The organism is Massilia aquatica (genome assembly GCF_011682045.1).
Taxonomy (GTDB): Bacteria; Pseudomonadota; Gammaproteobacteria; order Burkholderiales; family Burkholderiaceae_D; genus Telluria_A; species Telluria_A aquatica.
On sequence record NZ_VVIW01000043.1, the window covers coordinates 1 to 26,900 of the forward strand.

Here is a 26,900-nt window from a genome sequence, read left to right on the forward strand (position 1 = left end):
ATCGTCGGCTTCTACAACTGCAAACGCATCAATTCAGCATTGGGCAATCTGTCGCCCGCCGTCTACGAACGGAAAATGGCAGTACGCGAACCTATCGTGGTGTCCGAAATTACTTGACCACAGCACTATTCGATTCATCACCAGCGCACCCGCATGGAAATCTACGCAACCGAGCGAGGAATTGAAATTGTCCGCCAGTATATGGACGAAGGAAAAAGCGGCTTGCGCATCAAGGGGCGCACTGGGCTACTCCAGCTAATCGAGGATGTTCAAACGGGCGAAGCAACGTTCGGCGTGATTCTCGTACACGACGTCACTCGCTGGGGTCGATTCCAAGACGTTGATGAGAGCGCTTACTACGAGTATGTCTGCCGCAGCCACGGCATCGACGTGGTCTACTGCGCCGAGCAATTTCAGAATGATGGCTCCCCACTCAGCTCAATCTTGAAATCACTGAAGCGCGCCATGGCAGCTGAATACAGCCGGGAGCTCTCCGAAAAAGTCTTCATGGCCCAGTGCGAATTCACCGCGCTCGGATTCAAGCAGGGCGGCACAGCTGGATACGCGCTGCGTAGAGCTACGTTCGGTGCGGATGGCCGCCAGAAAAAGACTCTTGAACTTGGGGAAAGAAAAGGAGCACTGACGGACCGCGTTCAGTTCGCCCTCGGCCCGGCCCATGAAGTTGCCGTAGTCCGTCGCATCTACAAATGGTATGTCACTGATGGTCTGGGCGATACCGCGATTGCCGCTCGCCTGAACGAACTAGCGGTGCCAAGTGAGACAACGAGGCCATGGACGGCCTGGCTGATACGGGGGATTCTCACGAACGAGAAGTACCTTGGCAATCTGGTCTTCAATCGCCGTTCCTTCAAACTTAGCAGAGATGTCGTCCACAATCCGGCCGAGGAATGGATACGGAGGAATGACCAATTTCCCGCGCTGATAACGCACGCGTTATTCGACCGCGCTGCTGAAGTTCGTCGGCGCCGGCAGCAAGGGCCGACGGACGATGAGCTCCTTGAAATGCTTCGCCGAGTTTTTCGAAAGCACGGACGCATCACTTCGAATCTAATCACAGAATTTCCTGGCATTCCCAACGCCAAACTATTTGGCATCAAGTTCGGCAGCCTGCTGCACGCCTATACTCTAGCCGGCGTCGATAGCGCAACTAGCTTCGATTTCGTGACGACTCGACGAGCCATCCGCAGCACCCTGCTCTCAACAATCTCGAAGGTCAGAATGCTCATTGACCAAGCGGGTGGCACCGCGAGATTGATAGCCCATCCAGGGACACTTCTAATTAACGAGGCCGTCACGGTTAAGATAGTTGTAGCTCGCGCCCGCATCGACATTGGCGGCAACGTGAGATGGAAAATCCCCACGACCGGCAAGCCACCAGCACATTTCACCATCGCGCTGCAAATGGAAATTGGAAGCATCGTAGTTCGTCACTACTATCTCTTTCCATTGTTGGAACCGACGGGACACATGATTACATTGCGAGGTGAGGACCCTGGCGGAGAGTGGAAATTTCGGCACGATAGTTTGGAAGCGATGTTCGGGCTTCCGGCGCGGCCACGATAACGCGAACTACTGAAAAGACATAAATGCATGGGGGATTGCCGTGAAGCCAAACAAGAATGGACCACGAAACTAGCGTCGAAAACGCCGACTTGGCTCCAGACAGAAAACTCCAAGCACCTCGTGCAGGGGGCAATTGTGGCTGGATTTCGCCAGCTTCGTAACCTCAAAAATCCCGGCTTCGGCCCAGCCAGCTTGACGAGCCGCACTCATGAATCCGCCAACAAGGTGAAGGCGTTCATGTTCGTGAGCGCGTAGGTCAGCGGAGTTGGTCGCGAAGGATTTTCTGAGCCGAACGCAGTTTCGGATGCGTGAAACCCACCGAAGCATCACACAGCACTGCCCGCTCTTCAAGGTGAGAGCCGGGCAAGGATTGCCCGCTCATCAGGTCGTCCAGGATGACGAACGGACGCGGCGTTCCGAGCGCGTGGGTATCGAGCCATCCCTCGATTTCCGTCAACCGATAGGAGGCGCTGTCGCGCGGAGTGCACCAATCCTGGTGTAAGTTATCGACGACAAAATCGAGGCCAGTACGTCGCAGAACTTCGCAAATTTGTGCGCGGTCAAAGTGCAGCGTCCATGAAGAACTGATGACATATTCGGGCGTGAATTCATCATGCAGTGTGCGCAAATTCGTCCGGGCGGAGTAGTGAAAAATGTGGTCCCACATTGCCGGGGTGTCGTCGAGCGTGGAGTTCTTGAATGCGGCCAGCACATGTGACGAAGTGTACACTCGATGTACGGCAAGTACATCGTCGAAGTCTAAAATTACTACTGCCTTCATCAATGACCTCCTATACAAATGTTAAGAATCGTCCCTCGCCGGTGCGCCTGGCGGTCTGGCACTTGGGAAAATAGCTCATTCTTTCGTGAAGCGCTTAGCCGAAAACGCCCGCATAAACTTCCGTCGTCGAAAACTTCGATTTCCACCCCTCGCAGACGGCACTTGCGGGTTTTTTCTGTGAACACTGCTACCTCGTTTTAGCCGACAGTCGAACTCGCGCATCACGTATCGAAGAATTTTTCGGATGCAAGCAAGGTCTTCTGCGGATGCTTGCTGCAGGACTGGTAAACAGCGGGATATATCCGGGAAAACATCTAGCTGTTCAGCGTCAACCGCGCTTTCAAATGTGTGCTTGAGGCAAGCAAAGAATTGGCCGATGGTATGCGAGTTGCTCTCGATTTCTTCGCTAAAAAACTTTGACATCATTGCTCCCGTGCTATCGCGACATAACTCAACCCGGCAAACCAGCGCGACGATTGATACGCTTGACGTTTAGGCGACCGCCAAGCTCTTCATGTCTAACCCCTCTGCCGGGGAGACGATGCGGTAGAAAATAGAACTGGCAGCAGAGGCACCGCAAATGAAGCACTGTTTGCACATCTCAAGCGAGGCTGGCCCACCGCTGAATTCAATCTGTGTGTCAAGGCCCGGTGCCGCAAGATACTCGTTGAATCGGTAACAGCGGCGATGGCGCCGTTCTCGTAAATGACGGCATGCACCCGGCCGCACTCGACACACTTAAACTTTCCAATTTCTTCATTTGCTAAGCTACGCTCAATGGCCACAAATAATTCCACGTGACGCCAGTCTTTTCGACAGCTACCTGAACGACGGTTGGTGGCCTTAATTGGAGAGCTCATTCTCATGCTCAGCCCAGACTACTTGGCTGACGTTGACGAAGGACTCGACGTCATTGATGGCACGCCAGTTATTCCATGTGTATTCGGCATCCATATTGAGGCCTGGCCTCCCGTCGAGTTTGTACACTCTTCCAGTCGAAGTCACTCCGCACATCGTGCTGATGTCAAATTGCTCTATCCGCGAGCTGACCCGGCCTTCGCGATTTTCGATTGCCCAGCCGACTAAGTGGCGGTCGCCATCCGGGAGCTCGTAGATTGACCAACGCTCCAGGGTGAGCGTTGGCTGGTCAGTGACCGGTATAGTTTCCCATATTGGCATGTGAATTTCCTGTTCATTGCGGATAAAGTCAAGCGATTGCGTCATCCTCGAGCTTTGGCGCGTGCGTGGCGAGCATATCCTTCAGTGTGCAACTGAATTCAAGCGTGTCCTACGGCTCGTCGTGCGCACGTGGCGCGATGTTTTCCAGTGTCTCCGCTTCTTGCTCGCGCATAAGTGGCAGGCCCCAACTGGCTCGAAGTCGTCAGTCGCCATGTGCTGCCTCCCGCATCGGCCAACCCAAAATTTGTGCGGTCTCACGAATCACCCAGCGGGCTTCGTCGGCGCTGACCCACCCAGATTCGATGAGGCGCGTCTGGTATTGGTCGAGAATCTCCATCTCTGACATATGCGCCCGCTTGCCTTTTTTGGTTTCAATACAGCTCGTCACGAATTGCGGTACGTATTGCATGCAGTGCTGCCAGCGTTGGTGCAGCTCCGGCGGAGTGCAACCGGGACTGTAGAAGCGGCCTTCGTACTCGACCGCCACGAATTTTTGTTGGGCGCCCGGCAGTGCTCCCGCACTATGCGGGCGGGGGAACCCCGCAGGGAGTTGGGCGTACTCAGCATCGTCTGTGTTTGATGGCAATTCTAATTTCTCGATGTCGCTCATTCTTCAGTTCCTCTCTCAGGTGTTCTTTTAGAGCCTCTGGCAGCAGTATTAGCGGTCGCTAGATGCTTACGTGGAAGCAGATTCTTCCAAGAAGACTCCATCGAACGCCTCCTCCAATTCGACTTTCCTCGAGCGATGTTCGATGAACCGAATGACAATTTCGTTGCGGATATTCCTGTTGAGTTCTTCGACAAGCGCTGTAAGAAACTCATCCTGGTTCTCTCTAAAGCGCCGCAACCTGGTGATAGATTGCATGCTCAGGAGCCGCTCTATCAGGTCGCAAAGGCATGTCTTTAGCTGATGAATATCAGCGTGCTGAAGTCTGCCTTCATCTAAGAAAGCGAGTTCCCTCGCGAGGGAAATTAGAACGTCCAACGGCCATTCTTCAGGCAAGATTTCACGCCCGGTCCGCGTCGCGAAGTATGATTGCAAGTGAGCTATTGACATTTTCAAATCCAAATTGTGCAGTGCGGCCCATCATTCACTTGCTACACTAAATAATGAGCTGTGTGCGTCTTCTAAAAAACAATTCCCCCTATAGAGGGAAGACATATGGTACCGCATCTGAGAGATTTCTCCCACTATAGGGGGAACTTTGGATTCAAAAATTGCAGTGGCTTTTGGCGCAGTGTTGCGGCGATTGCGGACAGAGGCGGAAATGACTCAAGAGCAACTAGGACTTGAGGCCGAACTGCAGCGAAAGTACATATCGTTGCTTGAACTAGGGGAAAAGGCCCCTTCACTTGAAACGGTGTTAAAAGTGGCGACAGGCCTGCGAGTCGACGCGGGCAAATTGGTAGAACTTGTGTGCGAAGAAATACAAGAACAAAATTTGTCCGTGTAAAATTGCGCCTTGTCATGAAAGGTTGCGCCTAGTTGGGCGGGCGCTGGGGCCCTGCCCGCCTTCTTAGGGTCCCCTTGGACTTTGACGGAGCAAATCCTTAAGCGTCGAAAGCTTCTGCCTTGCGCTAGTGGCAGGAGTCTGAAGCAAGCCTTCTGGCGGCACTAAACCCAACGCCTTCGCGACGTTCGAAACGTAGGTCCGCCGCCCGCCGGCAAGCGCGGAACACGCGGCAGAGACTCCTTCAGTCCCTACTTGCGAAATCAACCAGTCCAAAATACGTTGGTCGCGCTCAGACTCAACAATCACTTCCATAACTGCTCCAAAAAGCGTTGCTGCCCTCTGGGCAGCGTGTCGCATGCGTGCTCGCATGCGACACACGGCACGGCGCGCCTGCTGGCGCACCTTCTATGTCTCGAGAAATATTAATCCCAAAACCGCACGACCGCATGTGATTCTGAAAATGGACAAGATTGGGCTAGAACTGTGCAAGAAAGCAAAATGCCCGAGTTCGACCGGCGCGTGCTGGAAGTGCTGCGCCAGCCGATGGAATCGGGCCGGGTGACGATCTCGCGCGCGGCGCGCCAGTCGGATTTTCCGGCGCGCTTTCAGTTGATCGCGGCGATGAACCCCTGCCCTTGCGGTTTCCTGGGCCATCCGTCGGGCAAGTGCGATTGCACCAGCGACGCCGTGCTGCGCTACCAGGGCCGCATTTCGGGGCCGCTGCTCGACCGCATCGATATCCAGATCGAAGTGGCGGCGCTGCGTCCCGATACCCTGCTGGCGGACGCCGACGGCGAACCGAGCAGCGTCATCGCCGCGCGCGTGGCGCTCGCCCACCAGCGCCAGCTGGCGCGCCAGGGCAAGCAGAACCAGGGCTTGATCACGGGGGAGGTGGAACGGCATTGCCGGCCGGACGAGGCCGGCGCGGCGGTGCTGCGCCAGGCCATGCTGCACCTGAACTGGTCGGCGCGCGTGTATCACCGCGTGCTGAAAGTGGCGCGCACCATCGCCGACCTGGCCGATGCGCCGGTCATCCTGGCCGAGCATGTTTCCGAGGCGATCCAGCTGCGGCGCGGGCTGCGCGAGCCGTGAGCCGCTTGAAATAGTCGCGTGAGGCGATGCGGTCGAACCGGGTGAAAAAATTGATCGCCGCGCGCGTCATGTCGTCGTGCGGACAAAAAAAAGCCGGAGCGGCCGCCGCACCACCCCGCAGGGTGGACGGCAGCCGCTCCGGCTGCGGTCCTGCTAACCAGCAATTAGAACGTGTAACGTCCTGCCAGCGTGAAGTAACGGCCAACTGCGCCCGTCTGGTGCAGCGACGGGTTGTAGTTGATACGGCCGTAGGTCTGCACGTCCAGCGGTGCTTTTTTGTTCAGCAGGTTGCTGACCGAGGCGGTGATCTCGAAGTTTTTCGAGAACGCCCATTTGCCGAAGGTGTCGAGCGTGGTGAACGAGGCGATACGGCAGTTCAGCAGCGCAACGTCGTTTTCATCCACGTCCAGGCACTCGCCGCCAACCTGGTTGGTGTTGCTGATGCTGCTGACGTAGTTGACATTGCTGGTCAACTGGAACGGACCATTTTCCCAACCGAGGGTGAAGCGGACCTTGGTTTTCGGGGTGCCGCCGTTGCCGGACAGGTTGACGTCGCCGTGGGTGCCTGCGAATTCCAGTACCGTGCCGTCGGCATTGGTACGGGTGAATTCTTTCATGTAGGTCACGGTCACGCCGGAGCTCAGCTTGCCGTTGGCGCCCAGGTTCAGGCGGCCGCGCAGGTCGAGGTCGACGCCGGAGGTCTTGGTTTCACCGGCATTCAGGTACGGCGCCTTGACCATCAGGATCTGGCCTGGCAGGTTCGGGAAGTTGGTGGTGGCTTCGCCGCGCACGATCTGAGCGTCAGGATAGCCGGCCGGGTTGTCGACTACGGCGCCAGGATCGGAACCGTTGATTTCGCCCGTACGCACGATCTGCCACAAGTCCAGCGACAGGTTCACGTTCTTGACCGGCTCGATGACCATGCCCAGGCTGTAGCTCTTCGACTCTTCCGGCTTGATGTTCTTGTTGCCGATGGTGATCGCGCCAACCGATTGGGTCGAGCAGTCCAGGGTCAGCTTGGTAACAGGGCAACGGATCGGATCGTTGGCGATGTTGGTGAACGCCGCCACCGCGCTGTCGCCGTTTTCGGCGGCGCTTGGTGCGCGGAAGCCTTCGGCGTAGGTACCGCGGAATGCCAGGGTCGAACTCGGGGTGAACTTGAAGCCGACTTTCGGCGTCGTCGAACGGCCATAATCGGAGTAATCATCGGTACGCAGCGCGAACTGCAGTTCCACCGTTTTCAGGACCGGTACGGCCAGCTCGGTGTACAGCGCGGTGACATTGCGCGAACCCTTCGATGCCGAATAGCCCAGACCGGCGATATCGTTGGTGTCGGTGAAAGGCGTTGCCTGGCTGTCGGTTTTTTCCTTGCGGTACTCGGCGCCGACGGCGATGCCCATCTTACCGCCAGGCAGTTCCATCAGTTCACGCGATGCCTTGAAGTCGAACGAGGTGCTTTTCGTGATACCCGAGTTGAACAGGGTTGGCGATACCAGCGCCAGCACATCGGCGTTGTTGATGACGCCCTTGCCGATGCGGAAGGTACCGTTGTTCAGCGCCGTGCGCAGCGCGCTGGTGCGGTAGTAGCCGTTCTGCGTCTTGTCGGTCTTGCTTTCCGCGTACAGCACGCCGGTGTCGTAATCCCAGTCGGCGAAGTTACCCTTCACGCCGGCCAGAACGCGGGTGACCGTCGATTCCATGTCGGAAGCGCGTGGACGCGATGCGTCGACCCAGCGCGGACGTGCCGCCACGCCGAGGAAATTGTCCGGGTGGTTGGCTGGCATCAGCAGTTGATCGGGACCCGAATTGGTATTGTTGACGCGTGCATTGACCAGGTCAAAGCCGGCGCCGGTCAGGCCCGATGGGGTGGTGTAGGTTTTCGCTTCCGACTTGAACACGCCGACTTCGGCGTAGGCCTGGGTGGTTTCACCCAGCGCCAGCGTGCCGCGGGCGAACACGTTCAGGTTTTTGGTTTCTGGCTGGATGGTCGCGTAATCGACCGGATCCCACAAGCAACCGCCGCCGGTATTGTCGTGCGCGGTGCCGCCGGTCGGATCGAGATTGATCGGATCGCAGCTGCCCGGCAGGTTGGTGACCTTGCCTGGCACACCTGTCGCGCTCAGCGGACGCAGGGTGCCGAGGAAGCTGCTGCCGCCTGCGTTACCGGCGGTAGTGTGGCCGGCGCGCTGGTCGCGGCCGCCCCATGGACGCGCATCAGCCTGGCCCAGCCATTTGTCGCGGCTGTTCTGGTCGATGCGTTTTTGTTGTTTGGCGTCGACCGTCATGAAGACGTTATATTTGTCTGCAGCCAAGTCGCCGAAGCCGACCGCGCCGGAAATGCTGTTCACGTTGCCGTCGCGCTCGCCCGAGATGCCGGTGCTGGCGGAAATGGTTTTACCCACATAATTCTGGCGCAGGATCACGTTGACCACGCCGGCGATCGCGTCCGAACCGTAAATGGCCGATGCGCCGTCTTTCAGGATGTCGATGCGATCGACCGCGTCGAGCGGGATCGAATTCAAATCGACGAAGCTGCGCTGGCCGTCATCGCCGAAGCCGTACGGGGCGGTGCGGCGGCCGTTGATCAGGACCAGGGTCGAGGACACGCTCAGGCCGCGCAGGGATACGCCCGATGCGCTGCCGGCGAAGCCGTTGGTGAACGAACCGCTGATACTACCGTTGTTGTCGGCGGAAATACTGCGCACGACTTCGGCGATCGAGGTCTTGCCGGTCTGCTCGATGTCCTTGCGGCTGAGCGTCTGAACCACCGAAATGGTTTCGGCTTCAGCGCGTTTGATGCTCGAACCCGTGATTTCTACTTTTTGCATGCCGTCGCCTGCAGTCTGCGCATTTGCCATCTGCATGCTCAGCGCCATACCGCCGCCAATGAACATGATACGAATCGACCGCGACAATCTTGTCTCCACCATCATTGCAAAGCTCCTCATTTTGTAAGTAGTTGATCGCGTTCCGCTCTCGTGAGGCGAAACGGCCACCGATTAATTATATTTGTAATCGTCTCTCGGACGTGTTCGCGAGATTTGCCGGAAATTCAAATCTTCGATCACATATATAACCATTACGTCCTGTTTCCTGTCAATTATTGATCTTGTACGTATATCTAGAAAACAACAATTGATGCCATAACAATGTGTATTCGGAGGCAAGAAAAGTTGTCACTGAGCCTGCTGAAGAAATGCATTTGACGACAGATAGACGAACTTGCATGAATTTTGCCCGCACTTGCGCCTGACTGAAATTTCGGAAAAATCGCGGCGGAATTCACGCGACCTCGCCTTTTTCTTCAAAAGCGCGTTCGTTAAGACTCCCTTAATTCGCGCCGATTACACCGGAAGTAAATACGGAGCGTCGTTCCGGCTAACAATCCGCTTAAGTCGCGGTATTGATAGAGGCGACTTTCAGCGCCTGCGCAGCGCATCGTTTTATCGATCCAAGCCGCTTTCAAACCCCTGTTGCGCAAGCGCCAATCGGGTGCCTGCGACAGCGCTTTTCACCTGCCCCGGCGTTACGCCCAGCCCCCTGTCGAGCAGCGACGGGTCGCGGCGCGGCCTGCGATAGGCTAGTATGAAAGACTGTTCTTTTCGTCCCGCCGTCCCCATGCGCCTGCTCATCCTTTCCGACCTGCATCACGAACTCTGGCGCGAGACAGCACCCGCCATCGAGCCGGCCGAAAGCCGGCCTGATGTGGTCATCCTGGCCGGCGACATCGACACCGGTGCCAGGGCGCTGCCGTGGGCCGAGCGCAATTTCGCGGGCTTGCCGGTGCTGTACGTGCACGGCAACCACGAAGGCTACGGCCATCATCTCGACAGCGTGCAAGCCGAGTTGCGGGCGGCGAGCGCGCAATCCGCCAACGTCCACTTTCTTTCCTGCGACGAAAAAATCATCGGCAATGTGCGCTTCCTGGGCGCCACCCTGTGGACCGATTTCCGCCTGTTCGGCGACGACGACCGCCAGGCGGCCATGCGCGAAGCCGAGGCGCTCATGAACGATTACAAGCGCATCCGCCTGGCCGGGCACAACTACCGCAAGCTGCGCGCGGCCGACACCGCCATGTTCCACGCGCTCCAGCTATCCTGGCTGCGCACCAGGCTGGCCGAACCGTTTGCCGGCCCGACCGTGGTGATCACCCACATGGCGCCATCGATGCGCTCGGTGCCGCAGGCGTACGCGACGTCGCGCTTTTCGGCCGCGTATGCCTCGCGGCTGGACCAGCTGGCCAGCCTGGCCGACCTCTGGGTGCACGGCCACATGCACGATCCGGTCGACTATCGGATCGGCAAATGCCGGGTGGTGTCGAACCCGTGCGGCTACAAGACGCGCACCGGCGGCACCGAGAATGCCCGCTTCGATCCCGGCTTCATCGTCGAGCTGGACGAAGGCATCGGCGTTTCCTGAGGGTTCTATCGCATTGTTGAACGAACGACGGAATTTTCCTGGAGTCGCACTATGGCCTCAAACTGGACGGACCATTCAGAATCACATCGATAGGAAAGCGCATTCCATTGGCGTTGAGCATATCGACTCGTCTTAGGTTCGGGCGCCGCAGTTGACATGATTGCCCCGCCGCCGTTAGCTAATGCGACAGAACCATCTATAATATGTTCGCTAAATCCGTCGCTTACGAGATGCCAAGCTTGGCGCTTCCAATTACCACCGTAGTAGCACACTATCAAGACAAAAGGCGCAAGTGGCGAAGTCCCCTGCAAAAAAATAACACATCTACAGGCCGCAAATTATCCGCAAACACCCAAACAGGAACGCGAGATGAACATCGATTTTCTGCCAGTACCCGAACTGGCTTGTCCTCAATGCGGAGCTACCAATTGGCGACATTTCGATCTGCCTGCTAACACCTGCTTACAACATCAATTGTTGCGACACTGCGAGAGACTCATTAATGCAACAGTCTATGTATTTATTGCGGTAGGCTTCCTTTTCATTTTTCCCGCTCTGCAAGAGCTTGCTTTAATTGCCGTTGGAATGGTCTTATGCCTTGTGCCATTAACCTTTCTTTTAATGCGATTGGGCGATCATATCAGGACGACACTTCATTTGTGCGAAAGTTGCGGTTTTTTCAGCTCAGAATAACTTTGCGGAGCGCCACTCCCAACCAGCCGGTGATCAGCACCGGTCCTGCGCAATTGTCCACAAACACCCAAACACAGGAACGCGAAATGAACATCGATGGTGTGCCAGTATCCGAAATGGAATGTCCTCAATGCGGAGCTACCAAATGGCGACATTTTGATATACCTGGAAACACCCGCTTACAACATCAATTGTTGCTAAAAGGAAAAACACTCATTTCTGGAAGTTTCGCTGTTTTTGTTGCGGCCAGCTACCTTTTCATTTTTTCCGCTCTGCAGGAGCTTGGATTTATTGCTGTTGGAATATTTTTGTGTCTCGCGCCATTAAGCTTGCTTGTAATTCGATTGACCGACCATATCCGGTCTACACTTCATTTGTGCGAAAGTTGCGGTTTTTTTAGCTCAGAATAACTTTGCGGCTGCGCCACTCCCAAGCAGCCGGTGATCAGCATCGGTCCTGCCGCAAATTTTCCACAAACACCCAAACACAGGAACGCGAGATGAACATTGATGGTATGCCAGCACCCGAAATAGCCTGTCCTCAATGCGGAGCTACCACATGGCTACATTTCGATCTACCTGATAACACCTGCTTACAACATCAATTATTGCGAAACGGCGAAAGACTCATCAATGCAAGTTTCGTATTGTTTATTGCGGTAATCGTCCTTTTGAATGTTCCCTCCTTGCAGGATCTTGAACTTGTTGCTTTTGGAATACTGCTGTGCCTGCCGCCATCCAGCTGGCTTATGTTTCGATTGACAGGCAACATCAAGTCAAGACTTTATTTGTGTGAAACGTGCGATTTTGCCAGGTCGGAATAGTGCTTTGCGATGCCCCCCTGCGAAGTTTTCGTGCCATAGCGCATCGCTCCGAACTTGGTTGCAAAATTGCATGCACGGAAGATTGCCTGATGTTAGTATGCACATCGGGCATCGGCGCCACACCCGGCGCAGCCCCGTGCCCGCAAGCATCCGCCAGCGGCCAGCAAACCTTGTCGGGGTACCTATCTTGGTTCAGCGTTTTTCTCCTTTACTGGCCGTGCAGGGCCGCGAACATGATCTGGACTATGCGCCGGCGCCCTGGGTGCTCAAGCAATGCGCCGAGACCGACATCATCTTCCTGGCCAATCCGCCCGCCTACGAAGAACTGAGCGAAACCTACGCCTACGAAGTGACCTTCAGCAAGGAATCTGCGGCCCGCAAGCAGGCCGAGCCGATCCGCTACGCCTTCAGCACCATGCTCAAGCGCTTCCGCGCCAAGGTACTCAAGCGCAACAAAGTGCTGGGCATCCTGAACCAGCTGATCGCCGCCTCGCCATCGGCGCGCATCAATGTGCTCGACGTCGGCTGCGGCTGGGGCGAGCTGCTGCAAACGCTGATGACCTCGCTGCCGCCGGCCCTGCGCAGCCGGGTCGCGCCGCACGGGGTGGAAATTTCGCTTGCGCTCTCGACCCTGTCGGACGACAAGCTGCGCCCGCTGGGCGGACGCTGCGTGCACGCCTCGGCCCAGGATGGCGTGCTGCGTTTCGACGACAACTATTTCGACGTGATCGTCATGGCCTCCTACCTCGAACACGAAGCCAGTCCGCTCGAAGTGCTGGAAAACTGCCGCAAGCGGCTCAAGGCGGACGGCACCATCATCGTCAAGGTGCCCAACTTCGCCTGCTACAACCGGATGATCCGCGGTCCGCGCTGGAGCGGCTTTCGCTGGCCCGACCACGTCAACTACTTCACGCCCAAGACCCTGCGCGCGATGGCCGCGCGCGCCGGCCTGGACGTGGTGCGCATGAACGCGCTCGACACCACCCCGTTCAGCGACAATATGTACGCGCTGCTGCGCACCAGCAAAGCGCGCTGACAAAGCCGCATCAACACGCCCGGGAGACTGCGCATTCCTGCTAACATTGGAGAATGCGAATCCCTTTTTTCAAGCCCCTCATCGTCACCCTGCTGGCCAGCCTTGCGCTGGCCGCCTGCAGCCCCCAATACAACTGGCGCGACTACAGCAGCCAGGATGCGCCCTTCCGCGTCATGTTCCCCGACAAACCGGCCACCCACGCGCGCGACGTCGACCTGAACGGCATGACGGTCAAGATGACCATGACCGCGGCCCAGGTCGAGGGCGTCATGTTCGCCGTCGGCAGCGGCGAAGCGCCAGATGCCGACAAGGCCGAAGCGGCGGTGGCGGCCATGAAGACGGCGCTGGTGCGCAATATCGGCGCCACCATCAAGAGTGAAAAGCAGGGCAAGTCCTCGGCCATCGCCGGCAGCAGCACGGCGCGTTCGAGCGCCATCGACATCGACGCGAGCGGCGTGCAAAAGGGTGCGCCGATGCGCCTGGTCGGCCATTTTGAATCGCGCAACAAGCGCTTTTACCAGGTCATCGTGATGGGCCCCGACAAGGCCATGTCGCAGGAGCAGGTCGATATGTTCATGTCGTCTTTCAAACTCCAGTAAGCGCGTGGGCGCGACCTTGAGCGGTGCGCGCGCGGCGCGCGTGTTCCTGTGCTTTGCGCTGGGCTACCTGCTGTCGTACGCGCTGCGGGCGGTCAACGCCGTCATCGCGCCGGCGCTGGTGGCCGAGATGGGCCTGTCGAACGCCGACCTGGGCCTGCTGTCGTCGGCCTATTTTGTCAGCTTCGGCGCCATGCAGCTGCCGCTCGGCGTCTGGCTCGACAAATACGGCGCGCGCCGCACCGAATCGACCCTGCTGCTGTGCGCCGCCGTGGGCGCGGCGGTGTTTGCGACCAGCAGTTCGCTGGCCGGCCTGTGGCTGGGGCGCGCCCTGATCGGGATCGGCGTATCGGCCTGCCTGATGGCGGCCTTCAAGGCCTACCGCCAGTGGTTCCCGCCCGAGCGCCAGAGCCAGCTGGCCAGCTGGATGCTGGTGGCCGGCACCTCGGGCGCGCTCAGCGCCACCGTGCCGGTCGCCATGGCGTTGCCGGCGATCGGCTGGCGCGGCATTTTCTGGGTGGTCGCGGCCCTGCTGCTGGCGGTCGCCGGCGCCATCTTCTTTTCGCTGCGCGAGGTCGAACGCCAGTTCGCCGATAGCGCGCCCAAAGGCGGCGCGGCGCCGGACGACGGCGGCTACCGGCGCATTTTCGGCAGTGCCTATTTCTGGCGCATGGGCGTGCCGGGCCTGCTCAATCACGGCATTTTCTTCGCGCTGCAAACCCTGTGGGCCGGACCGTGGATGACGACGGTGCTGGGCAAAAGCGCGCAGGAGACCGGCCGCATCCTGTTCGCCTTCAACCTGGTACTGCTGCTGTCCTACCTGGCGCTCGGCTGGGCCGCGCCGCGGCTGGTGGCGCGCGGCTGGAACACGCACCGCATCATCGGCATCGGCATTGGCGGCATGGTGCTGGCACAGGCGGCCATGCTGCTTACCCGCGCGCCGACGGCCTGGCTGCTCTGGCTATTGCTGGCGGCCTGCGTGCCGGTCACCACCCTGGTGCAGTCGCACGTGGCGCTGGCCTTCCCGGCCGCGCTGGCGGGGCGCGCCAACTCGGCCTACAACCTGCAACTGTTCATCGGCGCCTTTGCCACCCAGTGGGGCTTCGGCGTCGTGGTCGACCTGTTCAAGGAGCATGGGGCAGAAGCGCCCGACGCCTTTCGCGCCACCCTCGCCATCGCCGTGCTGCTGCAGGCCGGCGCACTGGCGTTCTTCACCTTCAACCGCGCCCAACCCGACAACCCGAGCAAATGAATCCAGAGACCGGCGACGCATTAAAGCTGACAGCACTGAGCAAGCACTTCGGCCGCCCTGCCGTCGACCGGCTGGACCTGACGGTGCGGCGCGGCGAGCTGTATGCCCTGCTCGGCCCCAACGGCGCCGGCAAGACCACCACCTTGCGCATGGTGGCCGGGCTGCTGGCGCCGGACGCCGGCCGCATCGAGGTGTTCGGCGTGGACCTCGGGCGCGACCCGGCCGCGGCCAAGCGCAGCATGGCTTACCTGCCGGACGACCCGATGCTGTACGCCAAACTCAAGCCGACCGAATACCTGGAGTTCGTGGCCGGCCTGTGGGGCATCGAGGCCATTGACGCCGAACCGCGCGCGCGCCGCCTGCTCGACTGGCTCGACCTGACGGCGCATGCGCACGAACTGACCGAAGGCTTTTCGCGCGGGATGAAGCAAAAGCTGGCGCTGGCCGGCGCGCTGATTCACGAGCCGCGCCTGCTGATCCTGGACGAACCCTTGACCGGGTTGGACGCGGCCGCCGCGCGCCAGGTCAAGGACCTGCTGCTGGCGCACGTGGCCGGCGGCGGCACGGTGATCCTCACCACCCATATCCTGGAAGTGGCCGAACGGCTGGCGCAGCGCATCGGCATCATCGAGCACGGACGCCTGATCGCCGAGGGCACGCTCGACCAGCTGCGCGCCCAGTCCCAGGGCGGCACCCTGGAAGACGTGTTCCTGCACCTGACGGGGAAAGGCTGATGGCGCGCGCCGGCAGCGCCCTGTGGCTGCTGCGGCACGAACTGCGTCTTTACGTGTTCGAGGTGCTGGGCACGCGCAAGGACGGGGCCAGCAAGGGCATCAACAAAAAGGCGCTGGCGGTGTGGCTGATCCTGGCCGCGCTGATGCACGGCTTCGCCTTCATGGTGCTCGATAACGCCAGGATTCCCGCCGCCCCGCCGCCGCACGCGCTGCTGCAAACGGTCAGCGTGCTGATGATCGGGGTGTTCACGATGATGATGTCGAGCGGCCTCAATGCCAGCGTGACGGCGCTGTTCGAACGGCGCGATCTGGACCTGCTGCTGTCGTCGCCGCTGCCGTCGACCAGCGTGTTCAGCGTGCGCCTGGCGGCGATCGCGGCCGGCAGCGCCGCGCTGTACCTGTTTTTCCTGGCGCCGTTCGCGCACGCCGGCATCGTGCTCGGGCAGTTCCGCTGGCTGGGATTGTATCCGGCCATCGTCGGCCTGACTCTGGTGTCGGCCTCGGCTTCGATGCTGCTCACCCTGGGCCTGGTGCGCTGGCTGGGCGTGCGGCGCACGCGCGTGACGGCGCAGCTGCTTGGCGCGCTCTCGGGCGCCGCCATCTTCTTGCTGGCGCAGGCGTCCAACAGTCCGCTCGGGCCGGCCTTGCGGGGCTTGACCATGCGCCTCGCGCCGCTGCTCGGCGAGGGCGCCGCGCTCGATGCCGACAGCCTGGCCTGGCTGCCCGCCAGGGCGGCGCTGGGCATGCCGCTGCCGGCGCTGCTGCTGCTCGCCGCCGGCGGCGCCGTGTTGATACTGACGGCGCGCCTTGCGCATGGCTTTTTCGTGCGCAGCGTGCAGCAGGCCGCCAGCGCGGTGCGGGTGGCCAGGGCGCCCGCGGGCGGCCTGCGTTTTCGCTTCGGACGTGGTCTGGCGCGCACCATCATCATCAAGGAATGGCGCCTGATCTGGCGCGATCCGCAATTGATCGCCCAGGTCGGACTGCAACTGCTGTACCTGCTGCCCTTGCTGGCGCCGCTGCTGCTCGGACGCGCGGTCTCGCTGCCGGCGGTGGCGGCGGCGCTGGCGTTCCTGGGCGGCTCGCTCAGTGCCTCGCTGGCCTGGATCGTGATGGCGGCCGAAGACGCGCCCGACCTGTTGCGCAGCGCGCCATGCAGCGACGGCGCGATCCGGCACGCCAAGCTGGCCGCGGTGGTGCTCCCGCCGCTGGCGCTGGCGCTGGCGCCGCTGTGCTGGCTGGCGCTAAGACAACCGGCGCAGGCGGCCATCATGCTGCTCGCCTTCGGCCTGTGCGCGCTCAACAGCGCGCAAGTGGTGGCATGGTGCAGCCGGCCGGCGGCACGTGGCGACTTCAAGCGGCGCGGCAAGTCCAACCTGGCCTGCACCATCTTCGAACTGCTGAGCGGCGCCGGCTGGGCCGGCATCAGCTTCCTGCTGGTGTATGGTGTCGAGCACGGCTGGCAGCCACCGGTCGTGCTCGGCGCGGTGATGAACGCCCTGCTGCTGATTGCTTTCGCGGCAACGGCGCGTTTTTTTCGGGTGCAACCCGTTTGACGCGCAGCACGCCGCGACGCGTACCGTCACGACTAAAAACCCCGGTTCGTGTTATCGTTTCACCATGTACGCATAATTAGAAAGTTCCTATGTTAATTACCTTCACCTCCAAAGCAGCATCAGAAGTTTTGATGTACAAGGAACACGCAAAACGCATCCTCGAGTTGCTCCATAAAGATGTCGACCAGGGCGTCATTACGGCAGCCGAGGCACCGCACGCCCTGCAGGTTCTCGAAAAAGAAATTACCGAGAGCCGCCAGCATTCGGTGTCCGAAGATGTCGAGCGCGATGTTCACGCGCATCACAACGAAGACGGCGACGACGCCAACCACGAAGAAATCCAGGCGGTCAGTTTTTCGACCCGCGCGTATCCGCTGCTGGAAATGCTGCGCGCGGCCAAGGCCGGCGGTCACGACGTGGTCTGGGGCGTCTGATGTCCGCGCTGGTGGCGCAACACAGCCACCAGCTCGTTGCCGCTGACGGCACCTTGCTGCACGTCAGCGACTACCTGCTGCCGGCCTCGCCGCTGCGCGGCAGCGTGGTGATCATGCATGGCCTGGGCGAGCATAGCGGACGCTATCGCCACCTGGCCGGGTTTCTCAACGATTGCGGCCTGTCGGTGCGCTGCTACGACCACCGCGGCCATGGCCGCTCGCAAGGCAAGCGCGGCGATGTCATCAACGGCGATCCCATCCTGCAGGACGCCGAAATCGTCATCGACGAGTTTGCCGCGCGCTTTCGCCGGCCTCCCTTTTTGTTTGGCCACAGCATGGGCGGCTTGTTCGCGGCGCGCTTTGCCTTGTCTGGCGTGTCGCCTTTGCGCGGGCTGATCCTGTCCTCGCCGGCACTGGCGCTGCGCCTGTCGCGCCTGCAAAAGCTGCTGCTCGATACCTTGCACACGCTGGCGCCCTCGCTGGCGGTGCCGAACGGCTTGCCGGCGCGCTGGCTGTCGCACGATCCGGCTGTGGTGGCGGCCTACCAAGCCGATCCGCTGGTGCACGGCAAAATCAGTGCGCGCCTGATGCGCTCGATGTTGCGTTCAATTGATTATTGCCACGCGAACGCCGGCAAGTTGACCGTGCCGGCGCTGCTGCTGGCGGCCGGCGACGACCGCCTGGTCGACCCGGAGGGCGTGCGCCGTTTCGCCGCGCACCTGCCGCCGGGCCTGGCGCAGCTGCATGTGTACGACGCGATGTATCACGAAATCTTCAATGAGCTCGACGCGGCCCGCCCGCTGGCGGACCTGCGCGCCTGGCTTGCCGCTCAGGAAACCTTGTAGAACAGGTAGTCGGCTTCGTACCTGACCATTTTCTTCGCCCCAACATTGTCGGCGCCGCAGGCGTCGGCCGGCGCAATGCCGCCCTTGGTATTCATGCGCTGGATAAAGGTGATGCCGTTCATGGCGCCGCTGCCGCTCGATGGCGCCGCTTGCACCAGTTGCAGCGGAATCGAGGCCGCATTGCCCGACGGGCTCACGCCGAGCTGCTTGCCGCCGACCTTGCTGCCATCGTTCGCTTCCCAGGTCGGGCCGGCATAGTATTTGCCGATCGCGGCCTTGCTGGTCTTGTCGTACAGGACGGCGGTCGGACCGGCGAACACCCATTCGTGGGCGCCGGGGGTGCCGGCCTTGACCTTGCATTCGTAGGCCAGGTCGCCCGCGCCGAGCACGGTCAGGGCCAGCGTGTTGCCGGCGGGGACGGCGATCGGGGCCGGGTCGGCGGCAAAGGCGCTGGACGACAACAGGACGGCAATCAGGCCAACAGAAATACGTTTCATCGGGTTCTCCCAGTCATGGTAAGGCGGCGCAACATGCGCGGCACATAGCCATATACGCATGGCGCGGACGAATGGATTCAAGCGATTTGCCATTTAAAAACACGATGACCGGGAGCTCCCTCCATGTTAAAGTAAAAATAATATTACTTAATATACGAGACAATATGGCAATAACGGTCCACGCTAGCGCCACGGCCGGCAGGCGGGCGGTACGCGCCTTGATATGGCTGTGCGTGGCGGGCACCGCTATTTTCAACTCCGCCAGCGCCATGTCAGCGACAAAACCAAACCCCAGTGCCGTCACAGGCGAGGCACTGCTGCGCGACCTGGCGGGACCGCCCAGTGAGAGTGAAGATCCTTTTATCAGGGGAGCCGATTTGATCAGCCATGAAACCGCGCGTGGCTACGTCAATGGCGTCAGGGACGCGGGCGAGGGCACGCAGTGGTGCTTTACTGGCGTGTTTTGGAAGGAATTGAACGAGGATATCGTTTCAGCACTCAAAAGACTGACACCCGCGCAGCGCAAAGGCCCGGCCGCGCCCTTGGTCATCAAGGTATTGCACGAGCGTTTTCCGTGCGCCACGGTCCGGAGTACGCAATGAAGCCTGCGTTCGCCCTTCTTTCCAGCAGCGCACGCCACCATTCACGGCGTGCGCATCTCGGCGGTCTTGAGATCCGGTGAACATCGGCTGAGCAGCCAGTTGCGCTCGACCAGCAGCAGGTACAACAGGCTGACGATCAGGCAAGTCCACCACATCGACCATAACGTGTGGGTCAGAAAATGGGCGCCGCGCAGCTGCTGCACCCAGCCCAGGGCAAATCCGACGCCGAGCATGGCCGTGCCCACGCGCAGCGCGGTGCGCGGCTGGTGCGGCAGCCAGAACACGGCCAGCGACACCAGCCACAATGCGCTCGACGCATGCCCGGCCGGCATGCAGTGGCCGACGGTGGCGTACGGCAAGGCTGGCTCAAACAAGGGCACATAGGTTTCGCCGCCGCCGAACAGCGCCAGGTCCCAGGGGCAATGCGAGGCGCTCACGTATTTCAGCGCGCTGATCCAGGATGGCACCAACACGGCCGACAGCGCCACCACGCGCAAGCGCAGGCGGAAAGGCGCCGTCCAGGCTGCGCGCGGCCACAGCAGGTCGAACACGGCGCTCAGCACCACGGCGCCGGCCAGGGTCAGCAGTACCGCCTTGGCCCAGACATGGCTGAAGGTATCGGCAAACCACGCATGGCGCCACGGAAAGGTGGCGCTGGCCGGATCGAACATGGCCTGCGCCAGCATGAGGTCGAGGTCGGTGAAGGCGTTGATCCACGCGATCGCCAGTGCGCTGCCGGCCAGCGCCAATGCCAGCCGTTTATGCTTCATGCGTGCACGGTCCCACGATGTCGAGGCCGGGGTTGTAGACCGCCGTGCCGATGCGGTGCATGCCCAGCACCGTGTGGAATACATTGTCGTGCGAGAACGATTGTCCGGTGCGGGCCGCCAGGCAGCGCTGGTCGATATGGTAGCGCGAACGGAAATCTTCCGACAACCACAGCATGAACGGCACTGCACGCTGCTCGACCGGGGAAATCACATACGGCGCGCCGTGCAGGTACATATTATGTTCGCCGAGCGATTCGCCATGGTCGGAAAAATACAGCATGGCGGTGCTGACGCGCTCCTTCTCGCCGGCCGCTTTCAGCAATTCGATAGCCTGGTTGAGGAAGTGGTCGGTGTACAGGATCGAGTTGTCGTAGGCGGCCACGATCGATTCGCGCGAGCACGATTCGAGCTGGTTGGTCCGGCATACCGGGCCGAAGCGTTGGAAGGCGGCGGGCGCACGCTTCCAGTAGGCGGGGCCGTGGCTGCCTTTCTGGTGCAGCACGATCACCAGGTCCTTGCGCGCCTTGCTGATCAGCTCGGGCAAGCCGTCGAGCAGGCGTTCGTCGTAGCATTCGTCGTCGACGCACCATGTGTTGCCGGGATCGGCTTGCGACAGGTCTTCGTACTCGACCCGGTCGCAGGCGCCCTTGCAGCCGGAATTATTGTCGCGCCACAGGACGCCAAAGCCGGCATGCGCCAGCACATCGAGCAAGCCCTGCTGCGCGCGGGCCTTGTCGTCGGCATAGTGTTCGCGGCCGAGGGCCGAAAACACGCAGGGCACCGAGACCGCCGTCGCCGTGCCGCACGATTGCACATCGGTAAAGTTGAGCAGATCGGGCTGCTGCGCCAGTTGCGGATTGGTGACGCGCGCGTAGCCGTTGAGCGAAAAATTGGCGGCGCGCGCGGTTTCGCCGACCACGATCAGGGTGACCGAGCGCTGGCTGTTAGCGCCGGCGCTGGCGTGCCTGGTCGCGTCCATGCCCAGCGGCGCGACCACCAGTGCCCGTGCGCGCTGCTGTTTGAGGTAGCCGTTGATGGCCTGGATGTAATTCGTCGGCGCCAGCAGGAAGCGCAGTTCGCGGTGTTCGCGCAGCGCGGGCGCCAGGCTCTTGAAGAACAACAACAAGAGCAGCGCCGCCACCAGCAAGGATCCGCCGATGTTGGCGCCTTGCAGGATGAGGCCGCGCTTTCCCGCGCAAAACAGGATCTGCGTGCGCCAGACCAGCATCGAGGGCACGATGCCGAGCAAGGTGATGGTCAGCAGCAGCTTCCAGTTCAGCAATTCGAACGCTTCGTGGACGTCGGTTTCGAGCACATTCTGGATCATCGACTTGTCGATCGCGGTGCCGTATTCGTTCATGAAGTAGTACGTGGCCGAGGTGGCCATGAACAGCAGCACCAGCAGGGGCTTGACGACGAAACGGAAATTGATGAGGTTCAGGCAGGCATTGAACAAGAGCACCAGCAGGACAAAACTGCCCAGGTGCAGCGGCAGGTGCGACAAGCCGAGTCCGCCGGTCGCGCTGACAAACGTGCGCCAGAAATTGGCGTTATAGGCGCTGAGCAGGAACACCGAGGCGCCCAGGATGAGCAAGGAAGCGTGGATGCGCGGCGTGGTAGTCAATGTCAACGGATTCTCCAGGGTCAGCGATGCCGCCTGGCAAGGCGACACACCTTGGCGAAGATACCGTTCCGGACATCAAGCCGGCGTCAACCGGGCGTTAAGATAGCGTTAAATCAGGATTGAAGCGGATCTCGACGATGCTGCCGCCGCCCGCGCGCTCGCGGAACACCAGGGTGGCGCCGAGGTACTCGCAGATGCGCCGCACCAAGGCCAGGCCGAGGCCGGCGCCTGCCGACCCTTTCGCCGCCGGCCCGGCGCCCGGCTCCAGGTTGAAGCTGGCGCGCACCGCCAATGGCAGGCCGGGACCGGTATCTTCGACCAGCACCGCATCGGCACCGAGCCGCACCGAGACGTCGCCCTGCGTGGTGTACTGGCAGGCGTTGCGGATCAGGTTGCCGATGGCGGCCACCAGCAGTTCGGGCGGCGCGGCGATGGCGAAGGCGGGGCCGCCGAGGAAGCGCAGCGTAACCGGCTTGCCCGCGACGAGCGGCTGGGCGCGCTCGGTTTCGGCGCGCGCGACCTGCTCGATGCTGGTGACGGGATGGGCGATGCGGTCGCGCGAGCGCGCCAGGGTCAGCAGCACGTTGACGCAGGCGGACGCCTCGTTGGCGGCGCGCAGGATGCGTTCGGCCGCCGCAACGGTGGCCGGATTCGCATCCTGCTGGGCGAGGATGATTTCGGCGGCGCCGGTGATCACGGTCAGCGGCGTGCGCAATTCGTGGCTGACGTCGCCCGTGAACAGGCGCTCGCGCTCGAGGTAGGTGCGCAGCTCGCTGGTGTGGAAGGCAAAGGCGCGCGCCAGCACGCCGAGTTCGTCGCTGCGTTCGAGCAGGGGCAATTCGGCGGAATTGTCGCGCACGGCGCTGGCCAGGGTGGTGATCGGGGTCACGAAGCGGCGCCCGATGAAGCGGCCCAGAAACAGCGAAAACAGCATGATGCCGATAAACCCGAGGCCGAACATGGAATAGACGACCAGCTCAATCTTTTCGTAATCGCTTTCGTGATCGACCACGACATAGGTACCGGTTTCATCTTTTACTGTCAGCACGTGCAGGCCGATGCCATCGACGTGCGCTTCGCCCACGCCGTCGGGCAGATTGCGCAGTGGTTCGGGAATGGCCTCGCCATGATGAAAGCTCAGGCCGGCGGGCATGGCGACCGGCAAGCCGGCGGCGTGACGCGGTGCGGCCCAGGCCGCGGCTTCGGCCAGGCGGTTGTCGACCAGGTGCACCTCGATTCCCTCGACCGCCACGATGGCAATGGCCGCCAGGAAGACCGAGGAGCCGAGCGCGAACAGCAGGTAGGCGACCGCGATGCGGCGGCGCAGGGAGTCACGCGGCGTCATCGGCGCTCACCAGTTTGAAGCCGAGTCCGGGGATGGTGCGCAGCATGGCAAAGGGAAACGGTTTGTCGAGGGCCTGGCGCAGGGCGTGGATGTGGGTGCGCAGGGCATCGCTGTCGGGGCGGTCGTCGCCCCAGACGGCGTGTTCGATCACGTGGCGCGGCACCACCTTGGGAGCTTCGCGCATCAGGCATTTGAGAATGATGTAGCCGGTTTTGGTCAGCCCCAGCGGGATGCCGGCCCGCGCCGCTTCATAGGTGCCCGTGTTAAAGCTCAGCTCGCCTACGCGCAGGATGGCGGCGCCACCGACGACGCCGTTGGCGCGGCGCAGCAAGGCCTTCAGGCGTATATCGAGCTCGACCAGGGAAAATGGCTTGACCAGGTAATCGTCGGCGCCGCTGTCGAAGCCGGCAACCTTGTCTTGCAAAGTGTCGCGCGCGGTCAGCATCAGGACCGGGATGTTGCTGCCCAGTTCACCTCGGAGTTTCTGGCAGATGTCGAGGCCGGTCAGGCCGGGCAGCATGACGTCGAGGACCACGACGTCGTAGGTATGCTGCGCGGCCAGCGCCAGACCGGCGTAGCCGTTGGCGGCCGAGTCGAGGATATACCCCTTCGGTTCCAGGAAACCGTACAGGTTGGCCACGATGTCGGGATTGTCTTCGATGATGAGGATGCGCATGGGCCTATTCTAGTGCACTGCGCCGGTTGGGGGGCGGGACCGGTCGGCGGCGGGCACGGGCCAGACTGCGTATGTTCCCAACTGCTACAATCACTGCCTTTTTTCAATGTGACAGATTGCAGCAATGACTCAGGATTCTATCAAGCGTGGCGGTTTCAGTTCCAGTTTCGGGGTATTGGCGGCAACGCTCGGCTCGGCCGTTGGCCTTGGCAATATCTGGAAATTCCCCTATTTGACGGGCGCCAATGGCGGTGCCGGCTTTCTGCTGATCTATGTGCTGTGCACCCTGGTGGTCGGCATCCCGGTCATGATCGCGGAAATCACCATGGGGCGTGCGGCCAAGGCCAATCCGATCACTGCGCTGCAGCGCTTAAATCCAGGCAAGGCGCCGTGGTGGCTGATTGGCGTGGCGGGCATGGCTGCGGCTTTCCTGATCCTGTCGTTCTATTCCGAAGTGGTCGCCTGGGTGTTTGCGTATGTCATCAAGGCCATCGACGGTTCCATTCTCAGCAGCGAGCGGCAGGTGGCGGAAAACGCCTTCGGCGCGCTGATCGGCGATCCGGTTCAATCACTGTTGTGGCAATGGTTCGTGCTGGCGTTTATCGGCGGCATTTTGCTACTTGGCGTAACCAAGGGCATCGAAGGACTGACCAAAAGACTCATGCCGGTCCTGTTCGTGCTGTTGCTGTTGCTGTGCGGAGTCAGCCTGTCGCTGGAAAAAGCCGGCGACGGCCTGGCGTTCCTGCTGCGCCCGGATTTCAGCAAGATCAGTGCCGGCGTGGTATTGACGGCCATGGGCCTGGCGTTTTTCAAGCTGTCGCTGGGGATGGGAACCATGATGACCTACGGCTCCTATTTTCGCGACGATCAGAATATTCCGCAGACAGCCTTGCGGGTCATGACCGCCGACCTGTGCGTCTCCATGCTGGCGGGGATCGCGATCTTTCCTGCGGTGTTCACCTTCGGATTTGAACCATCGGCGGGTCCCGCGCTGGTCTTCATGACGATTCCCGCCGTGTTTTCGCAAATCCCGGGTGGCCACCTCTTGATGATCGTTTTCTTTGTGCTGGCGGCGGTCGCGGCGACCGGCGCGATGCTGTCGCTGATGGAAGTGCCGGTGGTGATTTTGCACGAGCGTCTTGGCATGAGCCGTCCGAAGGCGACCTTGATCACGATCGCCTGCCTGATGCTGCTCGGTTCCACGTGCGCGCTGACGAACAGCGTGCTGTCCCACGTCAAGGTATTCGGCCTGAATCTGTTCGACCTCTTCGATTTCGTATCGTCGAATATCCTGCTGCCGCTGGGAGGCATCTTGCTCGCGCTGTTTGCCGGCTGGGTATGGGGTGCGGACCGATTCAACGATGCCATATCGAACAAAGGCACGCTGTCCAACGCGACGACCGCGCGCGTAGTGCTGTTTTTGCTGCGCTACGTGTCGCCCTTGCTGATTTTGCTGGTGATGCTCAAGGGCTTGAAGGTATTTTAAGGGCAGCCACAAGCGTGGAGAACATGCCCGTCACGCGCTTTCACGTGCTGGAATGAGCCGCCCCTCGCGATAGGCGCTGCCGAACAGGCGGACCAGGCAGGCGCTCAAGTTGCGCAGGGCCGGGTTGCGGGCATGCCTGCCGCTCGGCCTCGGACTCACGGTTTCGTCGCACAGCTTGCGCGAGAAGCCGCTGTTGAATTTTTTCGCCGCCGACGCTGGCCGAAAGCCGGCATCGGTCGAGATGGCGCCGATGCTGAACTTGCTGCGTCCGTGTTTTTTGCCGTAGCGATGGATATTGATGTTAACTGCATCGTTGATCAGCAGCGTTGCTTCAAGAAAGTTTTCGAAGATCAGGAGCTCGATGGAGCGAACTGCGCCTGGGCCAAGCAGCGTTACCAGCCGGCGCAATTGCGTTTCCACGCGCATATCACCACCAAACTCGACGCCGTTGGAGTCGAGTACGCCATTTTCGATATACACCTTAAAATTGAGTTCGATAGCGCTGCCCGCAAACCGGTAAGGCTTTTCGTAAAGATGATAATCGTAGTCACCCACGGGATCGAAACCGTGTTCGATCAGGGTAGCGCTGGAAAAGTCCGGCAAGCCGAGCATTTCGGGGCACGTGACGAGCCCTTCCTCGATATAGATGCGCATGAGTTCTGCAACGGAACAGTGCACAAGCGGGTCGATTGCTGCGGATTTTCTGGGATGCATGTGTTTATTTCTTCCGATTTTGTAACTGGCCAGACTGTTCCATCGCTTGTTTCAAGGCGTCCCAGCTGCCCAGAAAATCGCCTTCCATGGCGCCACCAAGGGGAATCGCGTTCAGTGGATCGGCAAAAAACTCGGTAAGGCCACGTTGGATGGCGTCGAGCAGGGCCACCAGCGCGACAGGGCCATATTTGCGCTCCTCATACGTGACGACAATGCCCTTTCTGGTACGGCGGAAATGGACGCAGAATGCGTAATGACTGCCTTGCATCTGGAAACTCTTTGCGCCGTTCTGCAGACTGACAACACCGTCCATCAAATCATACAGCGCCATGTAGATGATGTTAGGCATGTGAGTACGTTTGCGGGAGGAAATCAGATCCTGGCCAATGTGCATGTCAATCTCACCTGCGTCGAAGTCAGTCGCGAGCTCTTCGCTGTCGTGGCGGGAAAAGCGGAATTCGATCAACATGCGGACATCCATTTACAAAGAAAACTTCCCGATCAATACAAAAACGCGGACGAAAAAAAACCCCGGTTTGCACTAAGCGCGATCTTGAGCGCGCTTAGGCTTACCGGGGTCTTTCTCTTATAACTAGCCTGACGATGACCTACTTTCACACTGGTTGCAGCACTATCATCGGCGTAAAATCGTTTCACGGTCCTGTTCGGGATGGGAAGGGGTGGTACCGATTTACTATGGTCATCAGGCAT

27 protein-coding genes, 1 rRNA gene and 1 pseudogene are annotated in these 26,900 nt (G+C 60.5%); 16 read left to right on the forward strand and 13 right to left on the reverse strand.

The window, feature by feature from the left end:
• The first annotated feature begins 132 nt into the window (after positions 1-132).
• Positions 133-1,584: a recombinase family protein gene (locus F1609_RS32820; protein ID WP_370661701.1), complete on the forward strand. Its 1,452-nt coding sequence runs from the start codon at positions 133-135 to the stop codon at positions 1,582-1,584.
• 256 nt (positions 1,585-1,840) lie between these two features.
• Here the strand turns inward: F1609_RS32820 and F1609_RS32825 are convergent, their stop codons facing one another.
• The 3 genes from F1609_RS32825 to F1609_RS32835 form a co-directional block, all read right to left on the reverse strand.
• Positions 1,841-2,365, reverse strand: coding sequence for an HAD domain-containing protein (locus F1609_RS32825; protein WP_167081946.1), 525 nt, complete (start codon positions 2,363-2,365; stop codon positions 1,841-1,843).
• Positions 2,366-3,208: 843 nt separating this feature from the next.
• A complete protein-coding gene (locus tag F1609_RS32830; protein ID WP_167081948.1) occupies positions 3,209-3,589 on the reverse strand; it encodes a hypothetical protein in 381 nt (126 codons plus the stop codon).
• A 157-nt stretch (positions 3,590-3,746) separates the two neighbouring features.
• On the reverse strand, positions 3,747-4,154 hold the full coding sequence (locus F1609_RS32835; RefSeq protein WP_167081950.1) for a hypothetical protein: 408 nt from the start codon (positions 4,152-4,154) through the stop codon (positions 3,747-3,749).
• A gap of 595 nt (positions 4,155-4,749) precedes the next feature.
• Here F1609_RS32835 and F1609_RS32840 point away from each other — a divergent pair.
• Positions 4,750-4,998, forward strand: coding sequence for a helix-turn-helix domain-containing protein (locus F1609_RS32840; protein WP_229422184.1), 249 nt, complete (start codon positions 4,750-4,752; stop codon positions 4,996-4,998).
• Between the two features lie 63 nt (positions 4,999-5,061).
• Here the strand turns inward: F1609_RS32840 and F1609_RS35580 are convergent, their stop codons facing one another.
• On the reverse strand, positions 5,062-5,367 hold the full coding sequence (locus F1609_RS35580) for a CppA family protein (RefSeq protein ID WP_502572669.1): 306 nt from the start codon (positions 5,365-5,367) through the stop codon (positions 5,062-5,064).
• A gap of 126 nt (positions 5,368-5,493) precedes the next feature.
• Between F1609_RS35580 and F1609_RS32845 the strand changes: the two are divergent.
• A pseudogene (locus F1609_RS32845) lies at positions 5,494-6,090 on the forward strand (ATP-binding protein); the annotation flags it as partial.
• Between the two features lie 164 nt (positions 6,091-6,254).
• Here F1609_RS32845 and F1609_RS32850 read toward each other — a convergent pair.
• Positions 6,255-8,918: a TonB-dependent receptor gene (locus tag F1609_RS32850; protein ID WP_229422185.1), complete on the reverse strand. Its 2,664-nt coding sequence runs from the start codon at positions 8,916-8,918 to the stop codon at positions 6,255-6,257.
• Between the two features lie 790 nt (positions 8,919-9,708).
• Here F1609_RS32850 and F1609_RS32855 point away from each other — a divergent pair.
• The 11 genes from F1609_RS32855 to F1609_RS32905 all read left to right on the forward strand — a co-directional run bounded on the left by F1609_RS32855 (position 9,709) and on the right by F1609_RS32905 (position 18,475).
• Positions 9,709-10,509, forward strand: a complete 801-nt coding sequence (locus F1609_RS32855; RefSeq protein ID WP_167081956.1) for a metallophosphoesterase family protein — start codon at positions 9,709-9,711, stop codon at positions 10,507-10,509.
• Positions 10,510-10,878: 369 nt separating this feature from the next.
• On the forward strand, positions 10,879-11,202 hold the full coding sequence (locus F1609_RS32860; RefSeq protein ID WP_167081958.1) for a hypothetical protein: 324 nt from the start codon (positions 10,879-10,881) through the stop codon (positions 11,200-11,202).
• An 86-nt stretch (positions 11,203-11,288) separates the two neighbouring features.
• Positions 11,289-11,612: a hypothetical protein gene (locus F1609_RS32865; protein ID WP_167081960.1), complete on the forward strand. Its 324-nt coding sequence runs from the start codon at positions 11,289-11,291 to the stop codon at positions 11,610-11,612.
• A gap of 89 nt (positions 11,613-11,701) precedes the next feature.
• Entirely contained in the window at positions 11,702-12,025 is a 324-nt protein-coding gene (locus F1609_RS32870) for a hypothetical protein (protein WP_167081962.1), read from the forward strand.
• Between the two features lie 187 nt (positions 12,026-12,212).
• Complete coding sequence (locus tag F1609_RS32875; RefSeq protein ID WP_167081964.1) at positions 12,213-13,061, forward strand: class I SAM-dependent methyltransferase; 849 nt, start codon at positions 12,213-12,215, stop codon at positions 13,059-13,061.
• Between the two features lie 53 nt (positions 13,062-13,114).
• Complete coding sequence (locus tag F1609_RS32880) at positions 13,115-13,660, forward strand: hypothetical protein (protein ID WP_167081966.1); 546 nt, start codon at positions 13,115-13,117, stop codon at positions 13,658-13,660.
• A gap of 4 nt (positions 13,661-13,664) precedes the next feature.
• Entirely contained in the window at positions 13,665-14,909 is a 1,245-nt protein-coding gene (locus F1609_RS32885; protein WP_167081968.1) for an MFS transporter, read from the forward strand.
• On the forward strand, positions 14,906-15,643 hold the full coding sequence (locus F1609_RS32890; protein WP_167081970.1) for an ABC transporter ATP-binding protein: 738 nt from the start codon (positions 14,906-14,908) through the stop codon (positions 15,641-15,643). Before F1609_RS32885 ends, F1609_RS32890 begins: the two co-directional genes overlap by 4 nt.
• Positions 15,643-17,196, forward strand: coding sequence for a putative ABC transporter permease subunit (locus F1609_RS32895; protein WP_167081972.1), 1,554 nt, complete (start codon positions 15,643-15,645; stop codon positions 17,194-17,196). The genes F1609_RS32890 and F1609_RS32895 overlap by 1 nt, the downstream gene beginning before the upstream one ends.
• Positions 17,197-17,285: 89 nt before the next feature.
• Positions 17,286-17,630, forward strand: coding sequence for a DUF1840 domain-containing protein (locus tag F1609_RS32900; protein WP_167081974.1), 345 nt, complete (start codon positions 17,286-17,288; stop codon positions 17,628-17,630).
• The gene (locus F1609_RS32905) at positions 17,630-18,475 is read left to right on the forward strand and encodes an alpha/beta hydrolase (protein WP_167081976.1); all 846 of its coding nucleotides are present in this window, start codon (positions 17,630-17,632) and stop codon (positions 18,473-18,475) included. Before F1609_RS32900 ends, F1609_RS32905 begins: the two co-directional genes overlap by 1 nt.
• Here the strand turns inward: F1609_RS32905 and F1609_RS32910 are convergent.
• Positions 18,460-18,972, reverse strand: a complete 513-nt coding sequence (locus F1609_RS32910; protein ID WP_167081978.1) for a DUF3455 domain-containing protein — start codon at positions 18,970-18,972, stop codon at positions 18,460-18,462. The genes F1609_RS32905 and F1609_RS32910 overlap by 16 nt on opposite strands.
• A 71-nt stretch (positions 18,973-19,043) precedes the next feature.
• Here F1609_RS32910 and F1609_RS32915 point away from each other — a divergent pair, with 71 nt between their 5' ends.
• On the forward strand, positions 19,044-19,574 hold the full coding sequence (locus tag F1609_RS32915; RefSeq protein ID WP_167081980.1) for a Rap1a/Tai family immunity protein: 531 nt from the start codon (positions 19,044-19,046) through the stop codon (positions 19,572-19,574).
• 41 nt (positions 19,575-19,615) lie between these two features.
• On the opposite strand, the gene F1609_RS32920 is transcribed toward F1609_RS32915, so the two are convergent.
• The 4 genes from F1609_RS32920 to F1609_RS32935 form a co-directional block, all read right to left on the reverse strand.
• Positions 19,616-20,344: a phosphatase PAP2 family protein gene (locus F1609_RS32920; protein WP_167081982.1), complete on the reverse strand. Its 729-nt coding sequence runs from the start codon at positions 20,342-20,344 to the stop codon at positions 19,616-19,618.
• Complete coding sequence (locus F1609_RS32925) at positions 20,334-21,974, reverse strand: phosphoethanolamine transferase (protein WP_229422186.1); 1,641 nt, start codon at positions 21,972-21,974, stop codon at positions 20,334-20,336. The genes F1609_RS32920 and F1609_RS32925 overlap by 11 nt, the downstream gene beginning before the upstream one ends.
• Before the next feature lie 91 nt (positions 21,975-22,065).
• Positions 22,066-23,313: a sensor histidine kinase gene (locus F1609_RS32930; protein WP_167081984.1), complete on the reverse strand. Its 1,248-nt coding sequence runs from the start codon at positions 23,311-23,313 to the stop codon at positions 22,066-22,068.
• Complete coding sequence (locus tag F1609_RS32935) at positions 23,300-23,989, reverse strand: response regulator transcription factor (RefSeq protein WP_167081986.1); 690 nt, start codon at positions 23,987-23,989, stop codon at positions 23,300-23,302. Before F1609_RS32935 ends, F1609_RS32930 begins: the two co-directional genes overlap by 14 nt.
• Positions 23,990-24,113: 124 nt before the next feature.
• Between F1609_RS32935 and F1609_RS32940 the strand changes: the two genes are divergently transcribed.
• On the forward strand, positions 24,114-25,475 hold the full coding sequence (locus tag F1609_RS32940; RefSeq protein WP_167081988.1) for a sodium-dependent transporter: 1,362 nt from the start codon (positions 24,114-24,116) through the stop codon (positions 25,473-25,475).
• Positions 25,476-25,505: 30 nt separating this feature from the next.
• Here F1609_RS32940 and F1609_RS32945 read toward each other — a convergent pair whose 3' ends face one another.
• The 3 genes from F1609_RS32945 to rrf all read right to left on the reverse strand — a co-directional run bounded on the left by F1609_RS32945 (position 25,506) and on the right by rrf (position 26,897).
• On the reverse strand, positions 25,506-26,189 hold the full coding sequence (locus F1609_RS32945; RefSeq protein ID WP_167081990.1) for a hypothetical protein: 684 nt from the start codon (positions 26,187-26,189) through the stop codon (positions 25,506-25,508).
• Between the two features lie 4 nt (positions 26,190-26,193).
• Positions 26,194-26,658, reverse strand: a complete 465-nt coding sequence (locus F1609_RS32950; RefSeq protein ID WP_167081992.1) for a hypothetical protein — start codon at positions 26,656-26,658, stop codon at positions 26,194-26,196.
• Between the two features lie 126 nt (positions 26,659-26,784).
• Positions 26,785-26,897, reverse strand: a 5S ribosomal RNA gene (rrf, locus tag F1609_RS32955).
• Positions 26,898-26,900 lie beyond the last annotated feature (3 nt).